The organism is Burkholderia sp. SJZ089, assembly GCF_007828315.1.
Lineage (GTDB): Bacteria > Pseudomonadota > Gammaproteobacteria > Burkholderiales > Burkholderiaceae > Burkholderia > Burkholderia gladioli.
Map to the genome: position 1 here is coordinate 1 of NZ_VIUM01000002.1, position 18,224 is coordinate 18,224.

At 68.9% G+C, this 18,224-nt stretch carries 14 protein-coding genes; 4 read left to right on the forward strand and 10 right to left on the reverse strand.

Translation table 11 applies throughout. The annotated features are described in order from the left end of the window. Together FB600_RS03100 and FB600_RS03105 are read right to left on the reverse strand one after the other, a co-directional pair. On the reverse strand, nucleotides 1-2,984 hold a 2,984-nt coding region (locus tag FB600_RS03100; protein ID WP_145756244.1), incomplete at its 3' end, for an efflux RND transporter permease subunit. Nucleotides 2,985-3,002: 18 nt separating this feature from the next. Next, entirely contained in the window at nucleotides 3,003-4,307 is a 1,305-nt protein-coding gene (locus tag FB600_RS03105) for an efflux RND transporter periplasmic adaptor subunit (RefSeq protein WP_013699230.1), read from the reverse strand. A 440-nt stretch (nucleotides 4,308-4,747) separates the two neighbouring features. Between FB600_RS03105 and FB600_RS03110 the strand changes: the two genes are divergently transcribed. Continuing rightward, complete coding sequence (locus FB600_RS03110; protein ID WP_013699231.1) at nucleotides 4,748-5,389, forward strand: TetR family transcriptional regulator; 642 nt, start codon at nucleotides 4,748-4,750, stop codon at nucleotides 5,387-5,389. An 85-nt stretch (nucleotides 5,390-5,474) separates the two neighbouring features. Here the strand turns inward: FB600_RS03110 and FB600_RS03115 are convergent, their stop codons facing one another. The 5 genes from FB600_RS03115 to FB600_RS03135 form a co-directional block, all read right to left on the reverse strand. Then, nucleotides 5,475-6,182 (reverse strand): CoxG family protein, encoded by a 708-nt coding sequence (locus FB600_RS03115; RefSeq protein WP_098153640.1) that lies wholly within the window; start codon nucleotides 6,180-6,182, stop codon nucleotides 5,475-5,477. 171 nt (nucleotides 6,183-6,353) lie between these two features. After that, entirely contained in the window at nucleotides 6,354-6,773 is a 420-nt protein-coding gene (locus FB600_RS03120; RefSeq protein WP_013699233.1) for a carboxypeptidase-like regulatory domain-containing protein, read from the reverse strand. A gap of 135 nt (nucleotides 6,774-6,908) precedes the next feature. Continuing rightward, entirely contained in the window at nucleotides 6,909-8,408 is a 1,500-nt protein-coding gene (locus FB600_RS03125) for a DegQ family serine endoprotease (protein WP_096750280.1), read from the reverse strand. Between the two features lie 110 nt (nucleotides 8,409-8,518). After that, nucleotides 8,519-9,832 carry an ATP-binding protein gene (locus tag FB600_RS03130; RefSeq protein WP_096750279.1) on the reverse strand — a complete coding sequence of 438 codons (1,314 nt, stop codon included), beginning with the start codon at nucleotides 9,830-9,832 and terminating at the stop codon, nucleotides 8,519-8,521. A gap of 3 nt (nucleotides 9,833-9,835) precedes the next feature. Continuing rightward, entirely contained in the window at nucleotides 9,836-10,498 is a 663-nt protein-coding gene (locus FB600_RS03135) for a response regulator (RefSeq protein ID WP_025096971.1), read from the reverse strand. A gap of 146 nt (nucleotides 10,499-10,644) precedes the next feature. On the opposite strand from FB600_RS03135, the gene dacB reads away from it, so the two are divergent. The 3 genes from dacB to FB600_RS03150 all read left to right on the forward strand — a co-directional run bounded on the left by dacB (nucleotide 10,645) and on the right by FB600_RS03150 (nucleotide 14,638). Further along, nucleotides 10,645-12,207 (forward strand): D-alanyl-D-alanine carboxypeptidase/D-alanyl-D-alanine-endopeptidase, encoded by a 1,563-nt coding sequence (dacB, locus tag FB600_RS03140; protein ID WP_096750278.1) that lies wholly within the window; start codon nucleotides 10,645-10,647, stop codon nucleotides 12,205-12,207. 292 nt (nucleotides 12,208-12,499) lie between these two features. Continuing rightward, nucleotides 12,500-13,465 carry a sterol desaturase family protein gene (locus FB600_RS03145; protein ID WP_145756245.1) on the forward strand — a complete coding sequence of 322 codons (966 nt, stop codon included), beginning with the start codon at nucleotides 12,500-12,502 and terminating at the stop codon, nucleotides 13,463-13,465. Nucleotides 13,466-13,498: 33 nt separating this feature from the next. Further along, nucleotides 13,499-14,638 (forward strand): SGNH/GDSL hydrolase family protein, encoded by a 1,140-nt coding sequence (locus FB600_RS03150; protein WP_017918737.1) that lies wholly within the window; start codon nucleotides 13,499-13,501, stop codon nucleotides 14,636-14,638. Nucleotides 14,639-14,744: 106 nt separating this feature from the next. On the opposite strand, the gene FB600_RS03155 is transcribed toward FB600_RS03150, so the two are convergent. From FB600_RS03155 to FB600_RS03165, 3 genes are all read right to left on the reverse strand, one after another. Beyond that, nucleotides 14,745-15,638, reverse strand: coding sequence for an NAD(P)H-binding protein (locus FB600_RS03155; protein WP_145756246.1), 894 nt, complete (start codon nucleotides 15,636-15,638; stop codon nucleotides 14,745-14,747). Between the two features lie 313 nt (nucleotides 15,639-15,951). Next, nucleotides 15,952-17,007 carry an L-threonylcarbamoyladenylate synthase gene (locus FB600_RS03160; RefSeq protein ID WP_164467555.1) on the reverse strand — a complete coding sequence of 352 codons (1,056 nt, stop codon included), beginning with the start codon at nucleotides 17,005-17,007 and terminating at the stop codon, nucleotides 15,952-15,954. Between the two features lie 13 nt (nucleotides 17,008-17,020). Continuing rightward, complete coding sequence (locus FB600_RS03165; RefSeq protein ID WP_145756247.1) at nucleotides 17,021-18,220, reverse strand: 5-(carboxyamino)imidazole ribonucleotide synthase; 1,200 nt, start codon at nucleotides 18,218-18,220, stop codon at nucleotides 17,021-17,023. Between the last annotated feature and the right edge of the window lie 4 nt (nucleotides 18,221-18,224).

Consider the following 18,224-nt stretch of genomic DNA (forward strand, 5'->3'; position numbering starts at 1 on the left):
CCCGCGCCGTTGCTGATCGCCAGCGGCAGCACGCCGAGAATGAAGGCGAGCGAGGTCATCAGGATCGGGCGCAGCCGCAGCCGTGCCGCCTCCAGTGCCGCCTCGACCGGCCCCATCTTCTCCCCGACCTGCAGCTCACGCGCGAATTCCACGATCAGGATCGCGTTCTTCGCCGACAGGCCCACCGTGGTCAGCAGGCCGACCTGGAAGAACACGTCGTTCTCGAGACCGCGCAGCGTCGCCGCCAGCAGTGCGCCGATCACGCCGAGCGGCACCACCATGATCACCGAGAACGGGATCGACCAGCTTTCGTACAGCGCCGCCAGACACAGGAACACCACCAGGATCGAGATCGCGTAGAGGATCGGCGCCTGCGAACCCGACTGGATTTCCTGGTACGACAGGCCCGTCCAGGAGTAGCCGATACCGACCGGCAGCTTCTGCGCGAGCGCCTGCATGGCCGTCATCGCCTGGCCGGTACTCTTGCCCGGTGCCGCCTGGCCCTGGATTTCCACCGCCGAGATACCGTTGTAGCGCTCCAGCTTCGGCGAACCGTAGGTCCAGTGGCCGGTGGCAAAGGCGCTGAACGGCACCATCCCGCCCGCGCCGTTGCGCACGTACCAGATGTTCAGGTCTTCCGGCGTGGCGCGGAACGGCGCATCGGCCATCACGTACACCTTCTTGATACGACCGTCCGTATCGAGGAAGTTGTTGACGTACTGCGAGGCCCAGGCGATCGAGAAGGTCTGGTCGATCGCGGATGCCGTCACGCCGAGCGCGTTGGCCTTCTCGCGGTCGATATCGACCTTGTACTGCGGCGTGTCGTTCAGGCCGTTCGGACGCACGCCCTGCAGCGTGGGATCCTTGGCGGCCAGGCCGAGCAGCTGGTTACGTGCCGCCATCAGCGCGTCGTGGCCGAGGCCCGCGTTGTCGGTCAGCTCGAAGTCGAAGCCCGCGGCGGTACCCAGCTCGGGAATCGACGGCGGGTTGAACGGAATCACGATCGCGTCCTTGTAGCCCGCGTAGCGTCCGAACATCCGCCCGATCAGCGCCTGCACCTTCTGGTTGGCATGCTGACGCGAGGCGTAGTCCTTCAGCTTCACGAACACCAGGCCCGAGTTCTGACCGCGGCCGGCGAAGCTGAAGCCGTTCACGGTGAACGCGGATTCGACGATGTCCTTCTCGTCCTTCAGCACGTAGTCCGAAATGTCCTTCAGCGTGCGCGCGGTGGTCTCCTGGGTGGAGCCCGACGGCGTCTGCACGATCACGAACATCAGGCCCTGGTCCTCATCAGGCAGGAAGGACTTCGGCAGGCGCACGAACAGCAGCCCGACCGCGACGATCACCACCAGATAGATGATCAGCCAGCGGCCCGAGCGCTTGATCACGTGGTGCACGCCCTTGTGATAGTTGTCGCGGCTGCGGTTGAAGTTCCGGTTGAACCAGCCGAAGAAGCCCTTCTTTTCCTCGTGGTGACCTTGCGGGATCGGCTTGAGGATGGTCGCGCAAAGCGCCGGCGTGAGGATCAGCGCCACCAGCACCGACAGCACCATCGCCGAGACGATGGTCAGCGAGAACTGGCGATAGATCGCGCCCACCGAGCCGCCCGAGAAGGCCACCGGCACGAACACCGCCGACAGCACCAGGGCCACGCCCACCAGCGCGCCGGTGATCTGGCCCATCGCCTTCTTGGTCGCTTCCTTCGGCGAGAGCCCCTCCTCCGACATCACCCGCTCGACGTTCTCCACCACCACGATCGCATCGTCCACCAGCAGGCCGATCGCCAGCACCAGGCCGAACATGGACAAGGTGTTGATCGAGAAACCCACCGCCGACATGATCGCGAAGGTGCCCAGCAGCACCACCGGCACCGCGATGGTCGGGATGATGGTCGCCCGCAGGTTCTGCAGGAACAGGTACATCACCAGGAACACCAGCACGATGCCTTCCAGCAGCGTCTTGACCACTTCCTCGATCGACAGGCGCACGAACGGCGTCGTGTCATACGGGTACTTGACGGTCAGGCCGTGCGGGAAGTACTTCGACAGCTCGTCGATCTTGGCGCGCACCGCGTTCGCCGTCTGCAGCGCATTGGCGTTGGTGGCGAGCTGGATGCCGAGGCCGGCCGTCGGCTGGCCGTTGTACTTGGTGTCGAAGTTGTAGTTTTCGCCACCCAGGCTCAGCTTCGCGACGTCCTTCAGCCGCACCTGCGAACCATCCTGGTTGACCTTCAGCAGGATGTTGCCGAACTCCTCGGGCGTCTGCAGCAGGGTCTGCTCGGTGATGGTCGCCTGCAGCACCGTGCCCGGCACCGCCGGGGTGCCGCCGATCTGGCCGCCCGCGATCTGCACGTTCTGCGAGGTGATCGCGCTGGTCACATCGACCGGCGTCAGCGAGTAGTTGGTCAGCTTGTTCGGATCGAGCCAGATCCGCATCGCATACTGCGAGCCGAACAGCGTGACGGTACCGACGCCGTTCAGACGGCTGATCGGATCCTCCACGTGCGAGGCGACGTAGTTCGCGAGGTCGTACTTGTTCATGCTGCCGTCTTCCGACACGAAGGCGAGCACCAGCAGGAAGCTGCTGCTCGACTTGGTGACCTTCAGACCCAGCTGCTGCACGACCTGCGGCAGGATCGGCGTCGCCAGCGACAGCTTGTTCTGCACCTGCACCTGCGCGATGTCCGGATTGGTACCGGCTGCGAACGTCAGCGTGATGGTCGACGTACCCGAGTCGTCACTGGTGGACGACATGTACAGGAAGTTGTCGAGGCCGCTCATCTGCTGCTCGACCACCTGGGTGACCGTGTCCTCGACCGTCTTCGCCGACGCACCCGGATAGGTGGCGGAAATCTGGATCGACGGCGGCGCGATGGTCGGATACTGGGCGATCGGCAGCGTGAAAATCGACGCGATACCGGCCAGCATCAGAATGATGGCGATCACCCACGCGAAGATCGGGCGATCGATAAAAAACTTTGCCATGAAACAGGCCCCCTGTGATTACGCGCCCGAAGCTGCCGTCGCACTCGCCGCCGAACCGGCCGCCGCCCCGCTGGCCGGCGCCGCGGACGACGCGCCCGAGGCACCGGCTGCGCCGGAAGCGCCCGAGTTCATGTCGCTCGCCGCGCTCGGCAGGCTGCTCGGATCCTTGCCCGCGTTCTGGTCAGGCGGCAGTTGCGCCGCCACCGGCTTGACCGTCATGCCCGGCTGGACCTTGCCCACGCCCTGCACGATCACGCGGTCGCCCGGCTGCAGGCCACCCTCGACGATCCAGTTCTGGCCGTAGGTGCCCGAGGTCTGCAGCACGCGCGGCGCGATCTTGTTGTCCTGGCCGACCACCAGCGCGGTCGCCTGGCCCTTCGGATCGTGCTGCACGCCGATCTGCGGCACCAGGAAGGCGTTGTCGTTGCTGCCTTCGTCGATGCGCGCGCGCACGAACATGCCCGGCAGCAGCACGTGGTTCGGGTTCGGGAACAGTGCGCGGATCGTCACCGAGCCGGTGGTCTGGTCGACCGTCACGTCGGTGAACTGCAGCTTGCCCTCGAGCGGGTAGGTCTTGCCGTCCTCCAGCACCAGCTTGACCTTGGCCGCGTTCGGCCCGCTCGTCTTGATGCGCCCGCTCTGGATGTCCTGGCGCAGCTTGAGGCCGTCCAGGCTCGATTGCGTGAGGTCGACGTACATCGGGTCGAGCTGCTGCAGGGTCGCCATCAGCGTCGCCTGGCTGGCCTGCACGTAGGCGCCCGGCGTGACCTGCGAGATGCCGATGCGGCCCGTGATGGGCGAGAGCACGTCGGTGTAGCCGAGGTTGATCTGCGCGGTGTCGACCGCGGCCTTGCCCGAGGCCACGTCGGCCGCGGCCTGGCCGGCCGAGGCCACGGCGTTGTCGTAGTCCTGCTTGCTGACCGCGTTCGCGGCCACCAGCACCTTGAAGCGCGCCGCCTGCGCGTTGGTGGAGGCGAGGTTCGCCTGGGCCCGCGCGAGCGTGGCCTTGGCGCTGTTCAGCGCGGCGATGTAGGGCGCCGGGTCGATCTTGTACAGGCGCTGGCCCGCCTTGACGTCGGTGCCTTCGGTGAATTCGCGACGCAGCACGATGCCGTCCACCCGTGCCCGCACCTGGGCGACCAGGAAGGCACTGGTGCGGCCCGGCAGTTCGGTGACGACCGGCACCGATTGCGGCTGGACCGTCACGACGCCGACTTCCGGCGCCTGCTGTTGCGGTGCCGATTCTTTTTTTCCACAGGCAGCAAGGAAGACTGCTGCCGCGGCGACACTGATTAAGCGGTATGGAACCCGTTCGACGCGCATGGAACGACCTCGTTCGTAACAAAAGAAGTAAGTGCTTGGCCTGGGGCCGCGACACGAATGCGCCTTGCGGCGCCGATCGAACACACCAGAAATGCAGGACTGCGAATACGACAACGGCACGCATGCCGCCGTGCCGGGGGATGTCGCGCGACAACCGCGACGCAATACGGGAGGGAAATCAGCAGAGGTGGATATTAACTGATTGCCGCAGGGGTATTCGATCTACTGCTTGGGCCCTTCGATCGTGGGTGGTATTGTATATACGTTCATGTATGTATGTAAAAGCCGTTCATGAACGATACAAATTCTTACAAATTACCGACGGTTACGCACGTAAGTTCACGCGCGGATCCCTTCTCCGGATCAAGCAATCATCGGTTTTCCAGGCTCATCATCAACGTCGCCGATCTCATCAATACCGGCGCAGCACAGGCACAGCAATGGTCAGACGTACCAAAGAGGAAGCGCTCGCGACCCGCAACGGCATCCTCGACGCCGCCGAGCACGTCTTTTTCGAGAAGGGCGTCTCGCACACCACGCTCGCAGACATCGCCCAGCACGCGGGCGTCACGCGCGGCGCGATCTACTGGCATTTCGCGAACAAGGGCGAGCTGTTCGATGCCATGTTCGACCGCGTGTTCCTGCCGATCGACGAGCTGAAGGCGACCTCCGACAAGCCCCGCGCCGACCCGCTCGGGCGCATCCGCAAGATCCTCGTCTGGTGCCTGCTGGGCGTCGCGCGCGATTCGCAGCTGCGGCGCGTGTTCAGCATCCTGTTCCTGAAATGTGAATATGTCGCGGACCTCGAGCCGCTGCTGCAGCGCAATCGCGCCGGCATGTCCGAGGCGCTGCACAACATCGAGGGCGACATGAAGCAGGCGGTCGCCGACGGCGAACTGCCGGCCGATCTCGACACCTGGCGCGCCACCCTGATGCTGCACACGCTGGTCAGCGGCTTCGTGCGCGACATGCTGATGCTGCCCGACGAGATCGACGCCGAGCAGCATGCCGAGCCGCTGGTCGACGCGGTGTTCGACATGCTGCGGCTGAGCCCCGCGCTGCGACGCAAGCCGGCGGCCTGAAAGATTCGGCAAGGAGAGAAAAGACGGCGGCGCCCGCCGCCGGGTACCGAGCCGGAAAGTCCGGTCGGTCGCGTCTCACATGGCGTCACATGCCGAGCCAGCGCGCCACGCCGAGCCCGACCACCACCAGCGCCACCACCGTCAGCCAGACCCAGGCCGGCACGGCCATGCCCGAGGCGCGGCCATCGGGCATGGCGCCGCCGGCCCGCCCCGCCAGCGCGCCGCCGAACGCGGAGCGCTCGCGCGCGCGGCGCAGCGCGGCCGACAGGCCGTCGGGACGCAGGAACACATGGCGGTGACGCGGCTCGGCCGTGGCGAGATTCGGCGCGAGGCCGAATTTGGCCAGCAGGCTGGCGGCGAACTCGGAGAAGAAATCGTCGGCCAGGCGCCGCAGGCCCTGCTCGACCTGACGCGGCGGCAGTTCGGCGAGCGGCCCCGCGGCGGTGGCGCGGATCGTGTAGTGGATACGTGTGACGAGCCCGTCGGCGACGCGATGGCCGGACAGGCGCACGTCGAGCTGCCCGCGCAACAGGCCGCCGCCCTCGGTGCGCGCGATGAACACGAGGCTGCGGCGCGGCCGCCCGCCCGAGGTCGGCTGGAGATGGACGCGGACTTCGTAGCGCGCGCGCAGCGGCCCGAGCGGCACCGTCAGCACCAGCGTGTAGTCGTCCTGGGACAGCCGGGTCAATGCTTCGCAGTGCTCGACGCTCGCGCGCAGCAGTGCGAGATCGTGCAAGGCCGCCCAGACCTTCGACGGCGCAAGCGCAACCCGCAGCGCGTCGTTCAGCTCCATGCCTCTCCCCGAAATCCGCGGTCGCCGCCGCGCCATCCTGCGATGCCGTCGCGCCGCCAGAAGGCCGACGGTCGAAAAAAACCACGGCCTGAGCCGTGGTTTTCATTATCTAGGAAATGCCGCGATCGCGTGCGGGATCGGGCACCGCCGGCCGGCGAGCCGACAAAAAGCTTACTGCGCGGCCCAGGAAAAGGCGAGCTTCGCGTCGCCCTTGGCCGGCACCGTCACATTGCGCATCTCGGTCTTGCCGTTGTAATTCGCGCTCACCTTGTAGGCGCCCGGCGCGAGCCGCACCAGCATGTAGGGGCCGCGCGTATCGGCCTTCAGCACCTCGCCGTCGTGGCCCATGATCGAGACGTGCACGCCCGAGAGGTATTCGCCGCCCGCGCCGGTGAAGCGGATCGACAGCGGCCACTGGTGCTCGGCGCGCTGGAAGGCATTCGACTCGTCGAGGCCGACGCCGCCCGACACGTAGCTCACGTCGCCCTGCTGCTTGACGTCGGGCAGCCCGGACTGCGCATAGGCACCGCCCGCCAGGCCCAAGGCCAGCGCGGCCGCAAGCAGGAATTTCGAAACGTGTTGTTGTTGCATGGTTCGTCTCCTTACTGGGTCGGAAAACGGAAGGCGGCACTGGGATGCCGCCACGAAACCAGGCTTGCCGCCCGGCCGGGGATCCAAGCTGCAAAGCCAAGCAAGATGCGATCCCGGCCGGCCGGATGGTTCGGATCAGCTCAGATCGACCGGCACGAAGATCTGTGCGTCGTCACGCTGGATCAGCAGCGCCAGGCTGTTGCCGGCGTTCTTGACCGCGTCGCGCAACTGCTCGGGGCTGGTGACCGGGCGGCCGTTCACCGCCAGGATCACGTCGCCCGGCTGGATGCCGGCATTGGCGGCAGGCCCGGTGGCCTGCTGCACCACCAGCCCGTGCGTGAGCGAGCTGCCGGCGCGCTCCTGCGGGCTCAACTGGCGCACCGCGACGCCCAGGCGCCCCTGCTCGGCCGGCTCGTCGTTGCCGGCGACCTGCTGGCTGTCCGCCAACGAGGTGAGGGTCACCGTCACGTCCTTGCGTGCCTTGTCGCGCCAGATCTGCAGGTCGGCCTTGGTGCCCGGCTTGAGGCTGGCGATCTGGCCCGGCAGCATGGTCGAATCCTGCACCGGCGTGCCGTTCACCGACAGGATCACGTCGCCCGGCTGCAGGCCGGCCTTGGCGGCCGGGCCCTTCGGATCGACCGAACTGACCAGCGCGCCGTCGGGCTTCTGCAGTCCGAACGAACTCGCCAGCGTCTGGTCGAGGCCCTGCACCGCCACGCCGAGCCGGCCGCGGCTCACGTGGCCGGTCTTCACCAGTTCGTCCTTGACCTTGATCGCCTCGTTGATCGGGATCGCGAAGGACAGGCCCTGGAAGCCGCCCGTCTGCGAGTAGATCATCGAGTTGATGCCGATCACCTCGCCCTGCAGGTTAAACAGCGGGCCGCCGGAATTGCCGGGGTTGACCGGCACGTCGGTCTGGATGAACGGCGTGTAGTTCTCGTCAGGCAGCGCACGCGACTTCGCGCTGATGATGCCCGAGGTCACGGTGTTGTCGAAGCCGTAGGGCGAGCCGATCGCCACCACCCACTGGCCGACCTTGCTCTGCTGCGGATCGCCGATCTTCACGGTCGGCAGGCCGCTCGCGTCGATCTTGAGCACCGCCACGTCGGACTGCTTGTCGGCGCCGATCACCTTGGCGCGGTACTCGCGCTTGTCGGTCAGCTTGACGGTGACCACGTTGGCGCCGTCGATCACGTGCGCGTTGGTCAGGATGTAGCCGTCAGGACTCACGATGAAGCCCGAGCCGAGGCTGGTGCTCGGCGTGTCGTCGGCCTGGCCGCCTCCGCCTCCGCCGCCCATGCCCGGCACCTGGCCGTAGAAATGCTTGAAGAACTGGTAGAACGGATCGCTCGGATCGATCGGCAGTTGCTGCGCGCCGCCGCCGCGACGGGCCGAAGCCTTCACCACGTGCTTGGCGCTGATGTTGACCACCGCCGGGCCATAGGTTTCGACCAGCCCCGAGAAATCGGGAATCCCCGTCTTCGCGGCGGCCTCGGCCGGCATCAGCGCGGCGGCCTGCGCCGGCGAGATGATCTCCGGCGGTTCGGCATGACGCGTGCCGGCCACATAACCGGCGGACAAAGCGGCCGCGACGGCCACGACGACGGCGCTGCGCGCCAGGAAACGGGTGTTCATGGTTCTACCTCCTCGTTGTTGGTTCGCAGCGTAAAGGCACTGTCTTAAAGGAGGCTTAACAGAATCGGGGGCGGATCGCAAACCCTGGCCACACGGCCTTCAAATGGCTTTCAGGCGAGACGCGCGCCGGGAAACGCGATCTCCACCAGCAAGCCCCCCGCAGGCGATTCGCCGAGCGTGACGATGGCGCGCTGCTGGGCGGCCACGCGCTTGACGATCGCCAGGCCCAGGCCGCTGCCCGACACGTCGGTGCGCATGCGCGCCGAGGAGTCCCGGTAGAAGCGGTCGAACACGCGCTCGCGCTCCTCGGGCGGAATGCCGGGGCCGCTGTCGGCCACCCGCACCAGCGCGCGGCCCTCGTCGAAGCTCAGCGAGACGTCGATGCGCCCGCCTTCCGGCGTGTACTTCACGGCATTGTCGAGCACGTTGTTGAGCATCACGCGCAGCGCGCCGATATCGGCGTCGACGATGGCCGGCTGGGCCTCCTCGATGCCGAGGTCGATGTTGCGCTTCTGCGCGACCACCGCCTGCGCGCTCACGCAATGCGCGAGCACGTCGGCCAGCGCGACCGGCTCGCGCACCGTGGCGCCGTCGGGCTCGGAGCGCGCCAGCGCGAGCAGTTGCTCGGCCAGGCGCGTGGCGCGCGTGACGCCGCTCTGCAGGTCGGCCAGCGCCTCGCGGCGGGTCTCGTCGTCTTGCGCGCGCGCCACCAGCTGCGCCTGGATCTGCACCGCGGCCAGCGGCGTGCGCAGCTCGTGCGCGGCATCGGCAACGAAGGCCTTCTGCGTGTCGAGCGCCGCTGCCAGGCGCGCCAGCAAGCCGTTGAGCGCATGCACGAGCGGCTGCACTTCCTGCGGCAGGCGGTTGTCGGGCAACGGGTCGAGCGCCTCGGGCCGACGCGATTCGACCGCGCGCGTGACGCGCCGCAAGGGCCGCATGCCGCGCCCGACGATCATCCAGACCGCCGCGCCGAGAAACGGCAGCAGCAGGATCAGCGGCCACACGGTGCGCAGCGCGACGCTGGCGGCCAGCCGATTGCGCACCGACAGCGGCTGCGCGAGCTGCACCACGTTGTCGCCGACGATCGCGCCGTACACGCGCCATTCGCCGCGATCGGTGCGTTCGGTGGAGAAGCCCAGCTCGGCGCGCGGCGCGATCGGCGCACGCGGATGCGAGAAGTACATCAGGCCGCCGTTGCGGTTCCAGATCTGGATCACGATGCCCTCGTCACCGTTGGTGCGCGAGCCGAACACCTGCGAGAAGGGCTCCGAGGGCAGCGCCGCGGCGATCGCCTGGAGCTGGTAGTCGAACAGTTCGTTGGCCTCGGCCAGCGCCTGGCGATAGATCAGCCAGCCCGCGGCGCCCACGCCCGCGACCACGATCGCGAGCAGCCAGATCAGCAATTGATGGCGAATCGACCTCACGCGCTACGATTCCTTGACGACCATGTAGCCGAGCCCGCGCACGTTGCGGATCAGGTCCGAGCCGAGCTTCTTGCGCAGCGCGTGGATGTAGACCTCGACCGTGTTGCTGCCGATCTCCTCGCCCCAGCCGTACATCTTCTCCTCCAGCTGGCTCTTCGAGAGCACCGCGCCGGGCCGCGCCAGCAGCGCCTCGAGCAGGGCGAACTCGCGCGCCGAGAGGGCCACCGCCGCGCCGTCGAGCGTGACCTGGTGCGAGGCCGGGTCGAGCGTGAGCGCGCCGTGGCGGATCACCGATTCGCTGCGCCCCGACTGGCGGCGGATCAGCGCGCGCATGCGGGCGCCCAGTTCGTCGAGATCGAAGGGCTTGACGAGGTAGTCGTCGGCGCCGGCGTCGAGCCCCTTGACGCGGTCCGAGACGGCGTCGCGCGCGGTGATGATCAGCACCGGCAGCGCGTGGCCGCGCGAGCGCAGGGTGCGCAGCACGTCGACGCCGTCGCGCTTGGGCAGGCCCAGGTCGAGCAGCATCAGGTCATAGGTTTCGCCGCCGATGGCGGTCAGCGCGGCCTCGCCGTCCTGGACCCAGTCCACCGCGAAACCGTCGGCCTTGAGCGCCTTGCGCACGCCCTCGGCAATCATCTTGTCGTCTTCGACCAGCAGGATACGCATCGTGCCAACCCTGGATGCAGTAGATTCGATGCCGGCCATTGTAGCCCCAGCCGCGACGCATTTCGTCATCCCGGCGACGATGCTTGTCTCTACAATGTGCACACTCCGGCACCACCGAGCCGGCACCGCACTACCCCTGCACGTCGATGACCCACACCATCCGCCCGACCGATTTCCTTCCCCGTTCCGCCCGCGCCGCGCGCGCGGCCCTGGTCCTCGCCGCCTGCGCGGCCCTCGCGGTCGCCACGCCGGCCGAGGCCCGCAAGAAGCCGCGCGCCGGCAAGCACGCGGCCGCGGCCGCCGCGGCGCCGGCCGCCACCGTGGCAGCCGCGCGCGGCATCCTGCCGGCCTCGGTGCTGGCCGGCCTGCAGCGCGCCCACGTGCCGGCCTCCAGCATCAGCGTGGTGGTCGAGAAGATCGGCGCGCGCGCGCCGGTGGTGGCCTGGAACGCCGAGCGGCCGATGCTGCCGGCCTCCACCATGAAGCTGGTCACCACCTACTCGGGCCTGTCGCTGCTGGGTGCGGACTACCGCTACCGCACCAGCGCCTATGCCGACGGCACGCTCGATCCGTCCGGCACGCTGCACGGCAACCTCTACATCAAGGGCACCGGCGACCCGAAGCTGGTGCCCGAGGAACTGATCGACCTGGTCAACCGGATCCGGCGCGCCGGCATCGTCAACGTGGACGGCTCGCTGGTGCTCGACAAGAGCTTCTTCGCCAGCTCCACGCGTGACCTGCCCGCCTTCGACGACGAGACCCAGGCGCCCTACAACGTCGGCCCCGACCCGCTGCTCTACGCCTTCAAGGCGCTGTCCTTCACGGTCACGCCGACCGACAGCGGCAACGTCGCGATCGACGTGCTGCCGCCGCTGGCCAACCTGAGCATCGACAACGAGGTGAGCGAGGCCGGCGGCTCCTGCGCGATGGCCTCGGCGGCGGCGCGCCCGCGCCTGTCGACCGACGCCGGCGGCATGCTGAGGGCCAGCTTCGTGGGCCGTTTCCCGCCGCAATGCGGGCCGGTCACCAGCAACATCGCCGTGCTCGATCATTCGCAGTTCTTCTCGCAGGGCTTCCTGGCGCTGTGGCGCTCGACGGGCGGCAGCTTCGCGGGACCGATCGTCGAGGGCAAGGTGCCGACCACCGCGCGCCCGGTCGCGACCCATCACGGCCCGGTGCTGTCGAGCATCGTCTACGACATCAACAAGAACAGCAACAACGTGATGGCGCGCAACCTGTTCCTGTCGCTCGGCGCGATCGTCGGCAAGCCGCCGGCCACGCCCGAGCAATCCGCGCAGGTGATCCAGTCCTTCCTCCACAAGAGCGGCATCGCCGCGCCCGAGCTGCAGCTCGACAACGGCTCGGGCCTGTCGCGCGACGAGCACGTCAGCGCGCGCACGCTCGCCGCGCTGCTGCAGGCCGCCAATGCCAGCCCGGTAGCCCAGCCCTTCGTCGAATCGCTGCCGATCGTCGGGGTGGACGGCACCATGGCGCGGCGCCTGACCAACCAGCCCGTGCTCGGCAATGCCCACATCAAGACCGGCACGCTGCGCGACGTGCGCGCCATCGCCGGCTACGTGGCCTCGGCCGACGGCAACAGCTACGTGGTGGTCAGCTTCATCAACGATCCGCGCGCGAGCGCGGCGCGCGCCGCGCACGACGCGCTGCTCGAATGGGTCTACTCGGGCCCGGGGCAAGCCGCCGAGTAAGCCGCCGAATTAGCCTGCCCGCCAAGCCGCCCTTGCGGACCACTCCCGCAAGCCGCGGCGAATCCGGGCCGGGCGGCCCAGGCAGCCCCCCGCGCCGCGCCGCCCGATCCCGCCGCCCGGCCCGCGAGCCCGGCCCGGCGGGGCTTGCGGGCAAACCCTCCCCCGAACACTCCCTCTACTGAACTTGTCGCGCCGGGCGCGGCGATTGCGTACTCTTTTCCTCTCATCCCACCCGGCCGGACCGTGACGAGCCGGGGCGATGGCCGACCAGACTCGAAAGGGGGAGACGCCCATGCAATTCAATGTCGAATTGCTGCTGCTCGCGCTGGCGCCCGTGTTCCTGCTCTGCATCGGTTGGGAAGCGTGGCACCTGGCCCGCACGCGACCGAACGATCACATCTACGCCTGGCGCGACACGCTCTGCAACGCCGCGCTCGCGTTGATGCACCAGGGCGCCGACAAGCTCGCCTGGCTGGTGGTGATCCCGATCTACGCATTCTGTTACGCGCACTACCGGCTGCTGGACTGGCAGGCCGGCTGGCTTTCCTTCGCGGTCCTGTTCATCGCGCAGGACCTGCTCTACTACGTGTTCCACCGCGCCAGCCACCACGTGCGCTGGCTGTGGGCCGCGCACGTGGTGCACCACTCCTCCGAGCGCCTGAACTTCTCGACCGCGTTCCGCCAGAGCCTGATGTACCCGATCGCCGGCATGTGGCTGTTCTGGCTGCCGCTGGCCTTCCTGGGCTTCCCGCCGCAGCAGATCGTCGGCATCGTGCTGATCAACCTGGCCTTCCAGTTCTTCGTCCACACCCAGGCGATCCCCAAGCTAGGCTGGCTCGAGACCTTCCTCAACACGCCCTCGATCCATCGCTCGCACCACGCGCGCAACCCGCGCTATATCGACCGCAACTACGCCGGCGTGCTGGTGATCTGGGACCGCCTGTTCGGCAGCTACGTCGAGGAGGATCCGCGCGATCCGCCCGTCTACGGCATCGTCGAGCCGCTGAATTCGAACAATCCGCTGGTCGCGACCTTCCACGAATGGCGCTCGATGGCGGCCGACGCGATCCGCGTCGACGGCCCGCGCAACAAGTGGCGCGCGATTTTCGGGCCGCCCGAGTGGGCGAGCGCTTATCATGCGCAGGTTACCGGCACGTTGCGACCCGCGACGGCCGCGGCCCGAAGGGGGCCGGACGACATGGGGCGACCTGCCGCCGTGCCGCCGGACATCGGGCACCACGCGTCCGACGACGCATAAACAAACTGGCCATATCTACGAGGAGATGCATGCATGAAGCCGAACCACACCGCCACGCCCCGCCTGCCGAGCCGCCTGAAGCGCAGCGCGCAGCTCGCGATCGCGAGCGCGGCGTTCGCGCTGCTCGCCGCCTGCGGCGGCGGTGACGACAACGCCGCGCCCGCCGCCCCGCCGGCCGGCGTGCAGAAGCAGATCGTCTCGTTCGGCGACAGCCTGTCCGACGCTGGCACCTATTCGCCGCAGATCCTGCTCGGCTTCGGCGGCGGGCGCTTCACCACCAATCCGGGCGAGGTCTGGACCCAGAAGGTGGCCGAATACTTCGGCGACACGCTCAAGCCCGCCTACGAAGGCGGCTTCGGGGTCCCGCTGCAGGCCACCGGCGGCCTGGGCTACGCCCAGGGCGGCTCGCGCGTGACGCTGCAGCCGGGCCTCGGCCACGCCGACGCCTCGGTGCCGAACGCCGACTTCGCCCAGGCCACCACCACGCCGATCGCCACCCAGGTGCAGCAGTACCTGCAGGCGCACGGCAGCTTCAACGCCAACCAGATCGTGCTGATCAACGGCGGCGCCAACGACATCCTGTTCCAGGCGCAGGTCGCGGCGGCGGCCGGCAATACCCCGGCCGCCCAAGTCGCGGCCGCGCAGGCGGTCGGCCTGGCGGCCCAGCAGTTCGGCCAGATCATCGCGCAGATCGCCAACGCCGGCGCCAGCCACGTGTTCGTCGCCAACATGCCCGACATCGGCACCACGCCGCTGGCGGTGGCCGGCGGCGCCGCCACCCAGGCCGCGCTGACCCAGCTCTCGGGCCTGTTCAACCAGACGTTGAACGCCACGCTCGCCGCGCTGCAGGTCGACACCAGCAAGGTCAAGGTGATGGACGTGTACACCTGGCAGGACGGCATCGGCGCGAACTTCCAGGCCAACGGCTTCACGGTCGGCAATACCGGCACGGCCTGCAACCTGACCGCCATGGCGGCGGCCGCCGCGAAGGCCGGTGTGGCCAATCCGAGCGGCTTCGCCTCCTCGCTGTTCTGCTCGCCGCAGACCTACACGGTGGCCAACGCCGACCAGACCTACATGTTCGCCGACACGGTGCACCCGACTACGCGCCTGCATGCGCTGGTCGCGCAGTTCGTCGAGCAGCAGATCGCGGCGGCCGGCGTCACCAAGTAAGGCCAGACCGCCCCGGCCGGCCGCTCGATGCATTTGGGCGGTCCGGCAGCGGAAAAAGAACGCCCGGCGCGCGACGCGCCGGGCGTTTTTCCTTGATGCGCCGGAATCAGGCCGCCGGCCGGCGGAAGCGATCCAGGTTCTCGCGCAGCCAATCCGTCAGCGAACGCGGCGGACGTCCCGTCAATTCCTCCACCGTGCGCGTGGTCTCGCCGATGCCCGAGGCGCGCATCAGCCGGTCGAGCCCGACCAGCAGGTCCGCGACGAAGGGCGGCAGGCCGCCGGCCAGCAGCAGCGCGTGCTGCTCGGCCAGCGAGCGCTGCGCATAGGCGACCGGGCGATCGAGCAAGCCGGAGAGCTCCCGCGCGATCTCGTCGACAGTCCAGGCGCGCGGCCCCGTCAGGTGATAGGCGAGCTGCGACTCGCCATCGACTTCCTCGAACAGCGCCGCGCGCGCGGCCGCGGCCACGTCGCGGGTATCGACGAAATTGGTGCGCCCACTACCCACCGCGCCGCCCCACCCGCCCGCCGCCACCAGCGGGCCGGCGCGCAACAGCAGCGAGGTGAAGGCGGACGGCCGCAGCACTGTCGAGGCGATCGGCTGGCGCGCCAGGTGCGCCTCGATCGGCATGTGCCAGGCCATCGGATACAGGCGCGTGGCCGGCCCCATCGCCGAGAGCTTCACCACATGGCGCACGCCGGCCGCCACCGCGGCGTCGATCAGCGCGATCTCGTTGGCGACCTGGTTCGGCGAGCTGCCTTGCGCGATGAACAGGCGCTCGACGCCCTGCAAGGTCGTGGGCAGGCTGGCCGGTCGCTCGAAATCGACGCCCACGGCACGCACGCCGGCCGGCAGCACGGCGGCTTCGGGACAGCGCGTGAGCGCGAGCAGCTCGACCGGATCCTCGGCCAGCAGGCGCGTCAGCTCGGCGCCGACGCGCCCGGTGGCGCCGGCGATGGCGAAGCTCGGCCGGACGGCGCCGGAATCGGAACGGATGGACATGACGACTCCTTTCGAAATGATGGGGAAAGATCGATCCGGGATCTCGCACATCATTATTCGGAACGATCGTTCCACAAATCATGGAATGATCGTTCCGACGTGTCAAGCATGGCATCGCCGAACCGTGTCAGGCGGCGCGCTGGCATCCGCGAAGGCGGCGGTGGATCGAGAGGAAAGAATCGACGAGGCGGCTCGGAGCGAGCCGCATCCGGGCAACGCGGGGAAGAAACTGAAGACCTGCCGGCGCGGCGGGCGAAACCCGCGCGCAACGGCAGCAGCGAGACGAGGCGCTGACGTGCCCCGGGGCGAAAACTCAGTGCGCCTCGTCGGCGCCCTGCTCGAATGCCGCGGCGGCACGCCCGAGCCGGTCGTTGACGGCGACCCATTCAGCCGTATCCGGCAACTGCTCGATCAGGATGCGCGTGACCTGCGCCCGATCGAGCGCGCGCAGCAGGCTGTACAACTCGCGCGCATAGGCCTGGGGATCCTCGGGCGCGGCGACGAAGTGCACGCCGATCGCGGTGGACCAATCGCGCGCGCTCGACGCCCGCGCGACCAGCGCGACCGGCTCGCTCGCCTCGGCGGCCGCATCGAGCAGCAGTTCCAGGCGATCGAACGGCAGCAGCGCCAGCGGCGTGCGCGGCGCGTAATGCGCCTTCAGCGTGCCGGAAGCGCGCGGCGCCGTGGCATCGCTGCCGTCGGGCAAGCGCGGCACGGTACCGAGCACGGCGGCGATCTGCTGCGGCGTGACATGGCCGGGCCGCAGCAGCGCCGGAAAACCGCGCGACAGGTCGAGAATCGTCGATTCGATGCCGACCTCGGCCGCGCCGCCGTCGAGCACGTGCACGCTGTCGCCGAACTCCTCGCGCACGTGCTGCGCGGTGGTCGGGCTGACATGGCCGAAGCGGTTCGCCGAGGGGCCGGCCACGCCGCCGTGGCCGCCGCGCAGCGCGCTGAAGGCGGCCAGCAGCCGCTGCGCGACCGGATGCGAGGGGCAGCGCAGCGCGACCGAATCCTGCCCGCCGCTGACCGCGTCGGGGATATGCGCGGCGCGTTTGAGGATCAGCGTGAGCGGCCCCGGCCAGAACGCGTCGATCAGCTTTTGCGCGTCGGCGGGCAGCGATTCGACCCAGTAGCCCGGATCGCCGCCGGGTGGCAGATGCACGATCACCGGATGATTCGAGGGCCGGCCCTTGGCCGCGTAGATCCGCGCCACCGCCTCGGGGCTTTCGGCATCGGCGCCGAGTCCATAGACGGTTTCGGTCGGGAACGCGACCAGTTGGCCGGCCGCGAGCTTGGCGGCGGCTTCCTCGATCGCGGCGTCAGGCGGCATCGGCCAGGCGGCGGTCGAACGGACGTCCGGGCTCATGATGGCGGGCTCCTCAGTCGAGCGGGATGCGCAGCAGGCTCGCGCAAGCCTGCGCGGCCTCGAGCGCCTCGTCGAGCGTGGCGGCCGTGAAGTTCACATGGCCCATCTTGCGGCCCACGCGCGCTTCTTCCTTGCCATACAGGTGCAGATGGGCAGCCGGCATGGCGGCAACCTGGTCCCAGGGCGGCGTGAGCGCCTCGCTCTCGCCCGCGGCATCGGCGAACCAGATGTCGCCGAGCACGTTGAGCATGACGGCCGGCGAATGCTGGCGCGGGTTGCCCAGCGGCAGCCGCGCCATGGCGCGCACCTGCTGCTCGAACTGGCTGGCCGAGCAGGCGTCGACGGTGTAATGCCCCGAGTTGTGCGGACGCGGCGCCATCTCGTTGGCGACCATCGAGCCGTCCTCGAGGATGAAGAACTCCACGCACAGCACGCCCACGTAGTCGAGCGAATCGGCGATGCGCACCGCCGCCTGCCGGGCCGCGGCCGCGAGCACGGCATCGGCGGCCGGCGCCGGCACCACGGTGAGCGACAGGATGCCGTGATGATGGGTGTTCTGCGCGAGCGGGAACACGGCCGAGCGGCCGTCGGCGCCGCGCGCGATCAGCGCCGACACCTCGTACTTGAGCGGCAGGCGTTTTTCCAGCACGCAGGGCACGCCGCGCAGCGAGGCAAACGCGGCGCGTGCCTCAGCGGCGTTCGCCACGCGCACCTGGCCCTTGCCGTCGTAGCCCATGCGCGCCGTCTTGAGGATGCCGGGCAGCACCGCGTCCAGCTCGGCATCGGCCAGCGCGGCGAGCGCCTCGGCCGATTCGATCACCACGTGCGGCGCGACCGGCACGCCCGAGGCGGCGATGAAGCGCTTCTCCGCGATCCGGTCCTGCGCGATCGCCACGCAGCGGCCGGCCGGCGCGACGAAGGTGCTGCGGGCCAGGAAATCGAGGCTGGCGGCAGGCACGTTCTCGAATTCGGTCGACACCGCCTCGCAGAGTTCGGCGAGCTCGGTGAGCGCGGCCTCGTCGTCGTAGGCGGCGCGCAGGTGGCGATCGGCCACCGCGCCGGCGGGGCTGCTCGCGTCGGGGTCGAGCACGGCGACGCGATAGCCCATTGATTGGGCCGCGAAGCAGAACATGCGGCCGAGCTGGCCGCCGCCGACCATGCCGAGCCAGGCGCCGGGCAGGATCGGTGAAACCGGAGTGGAGTGTGCAGTCATGTCA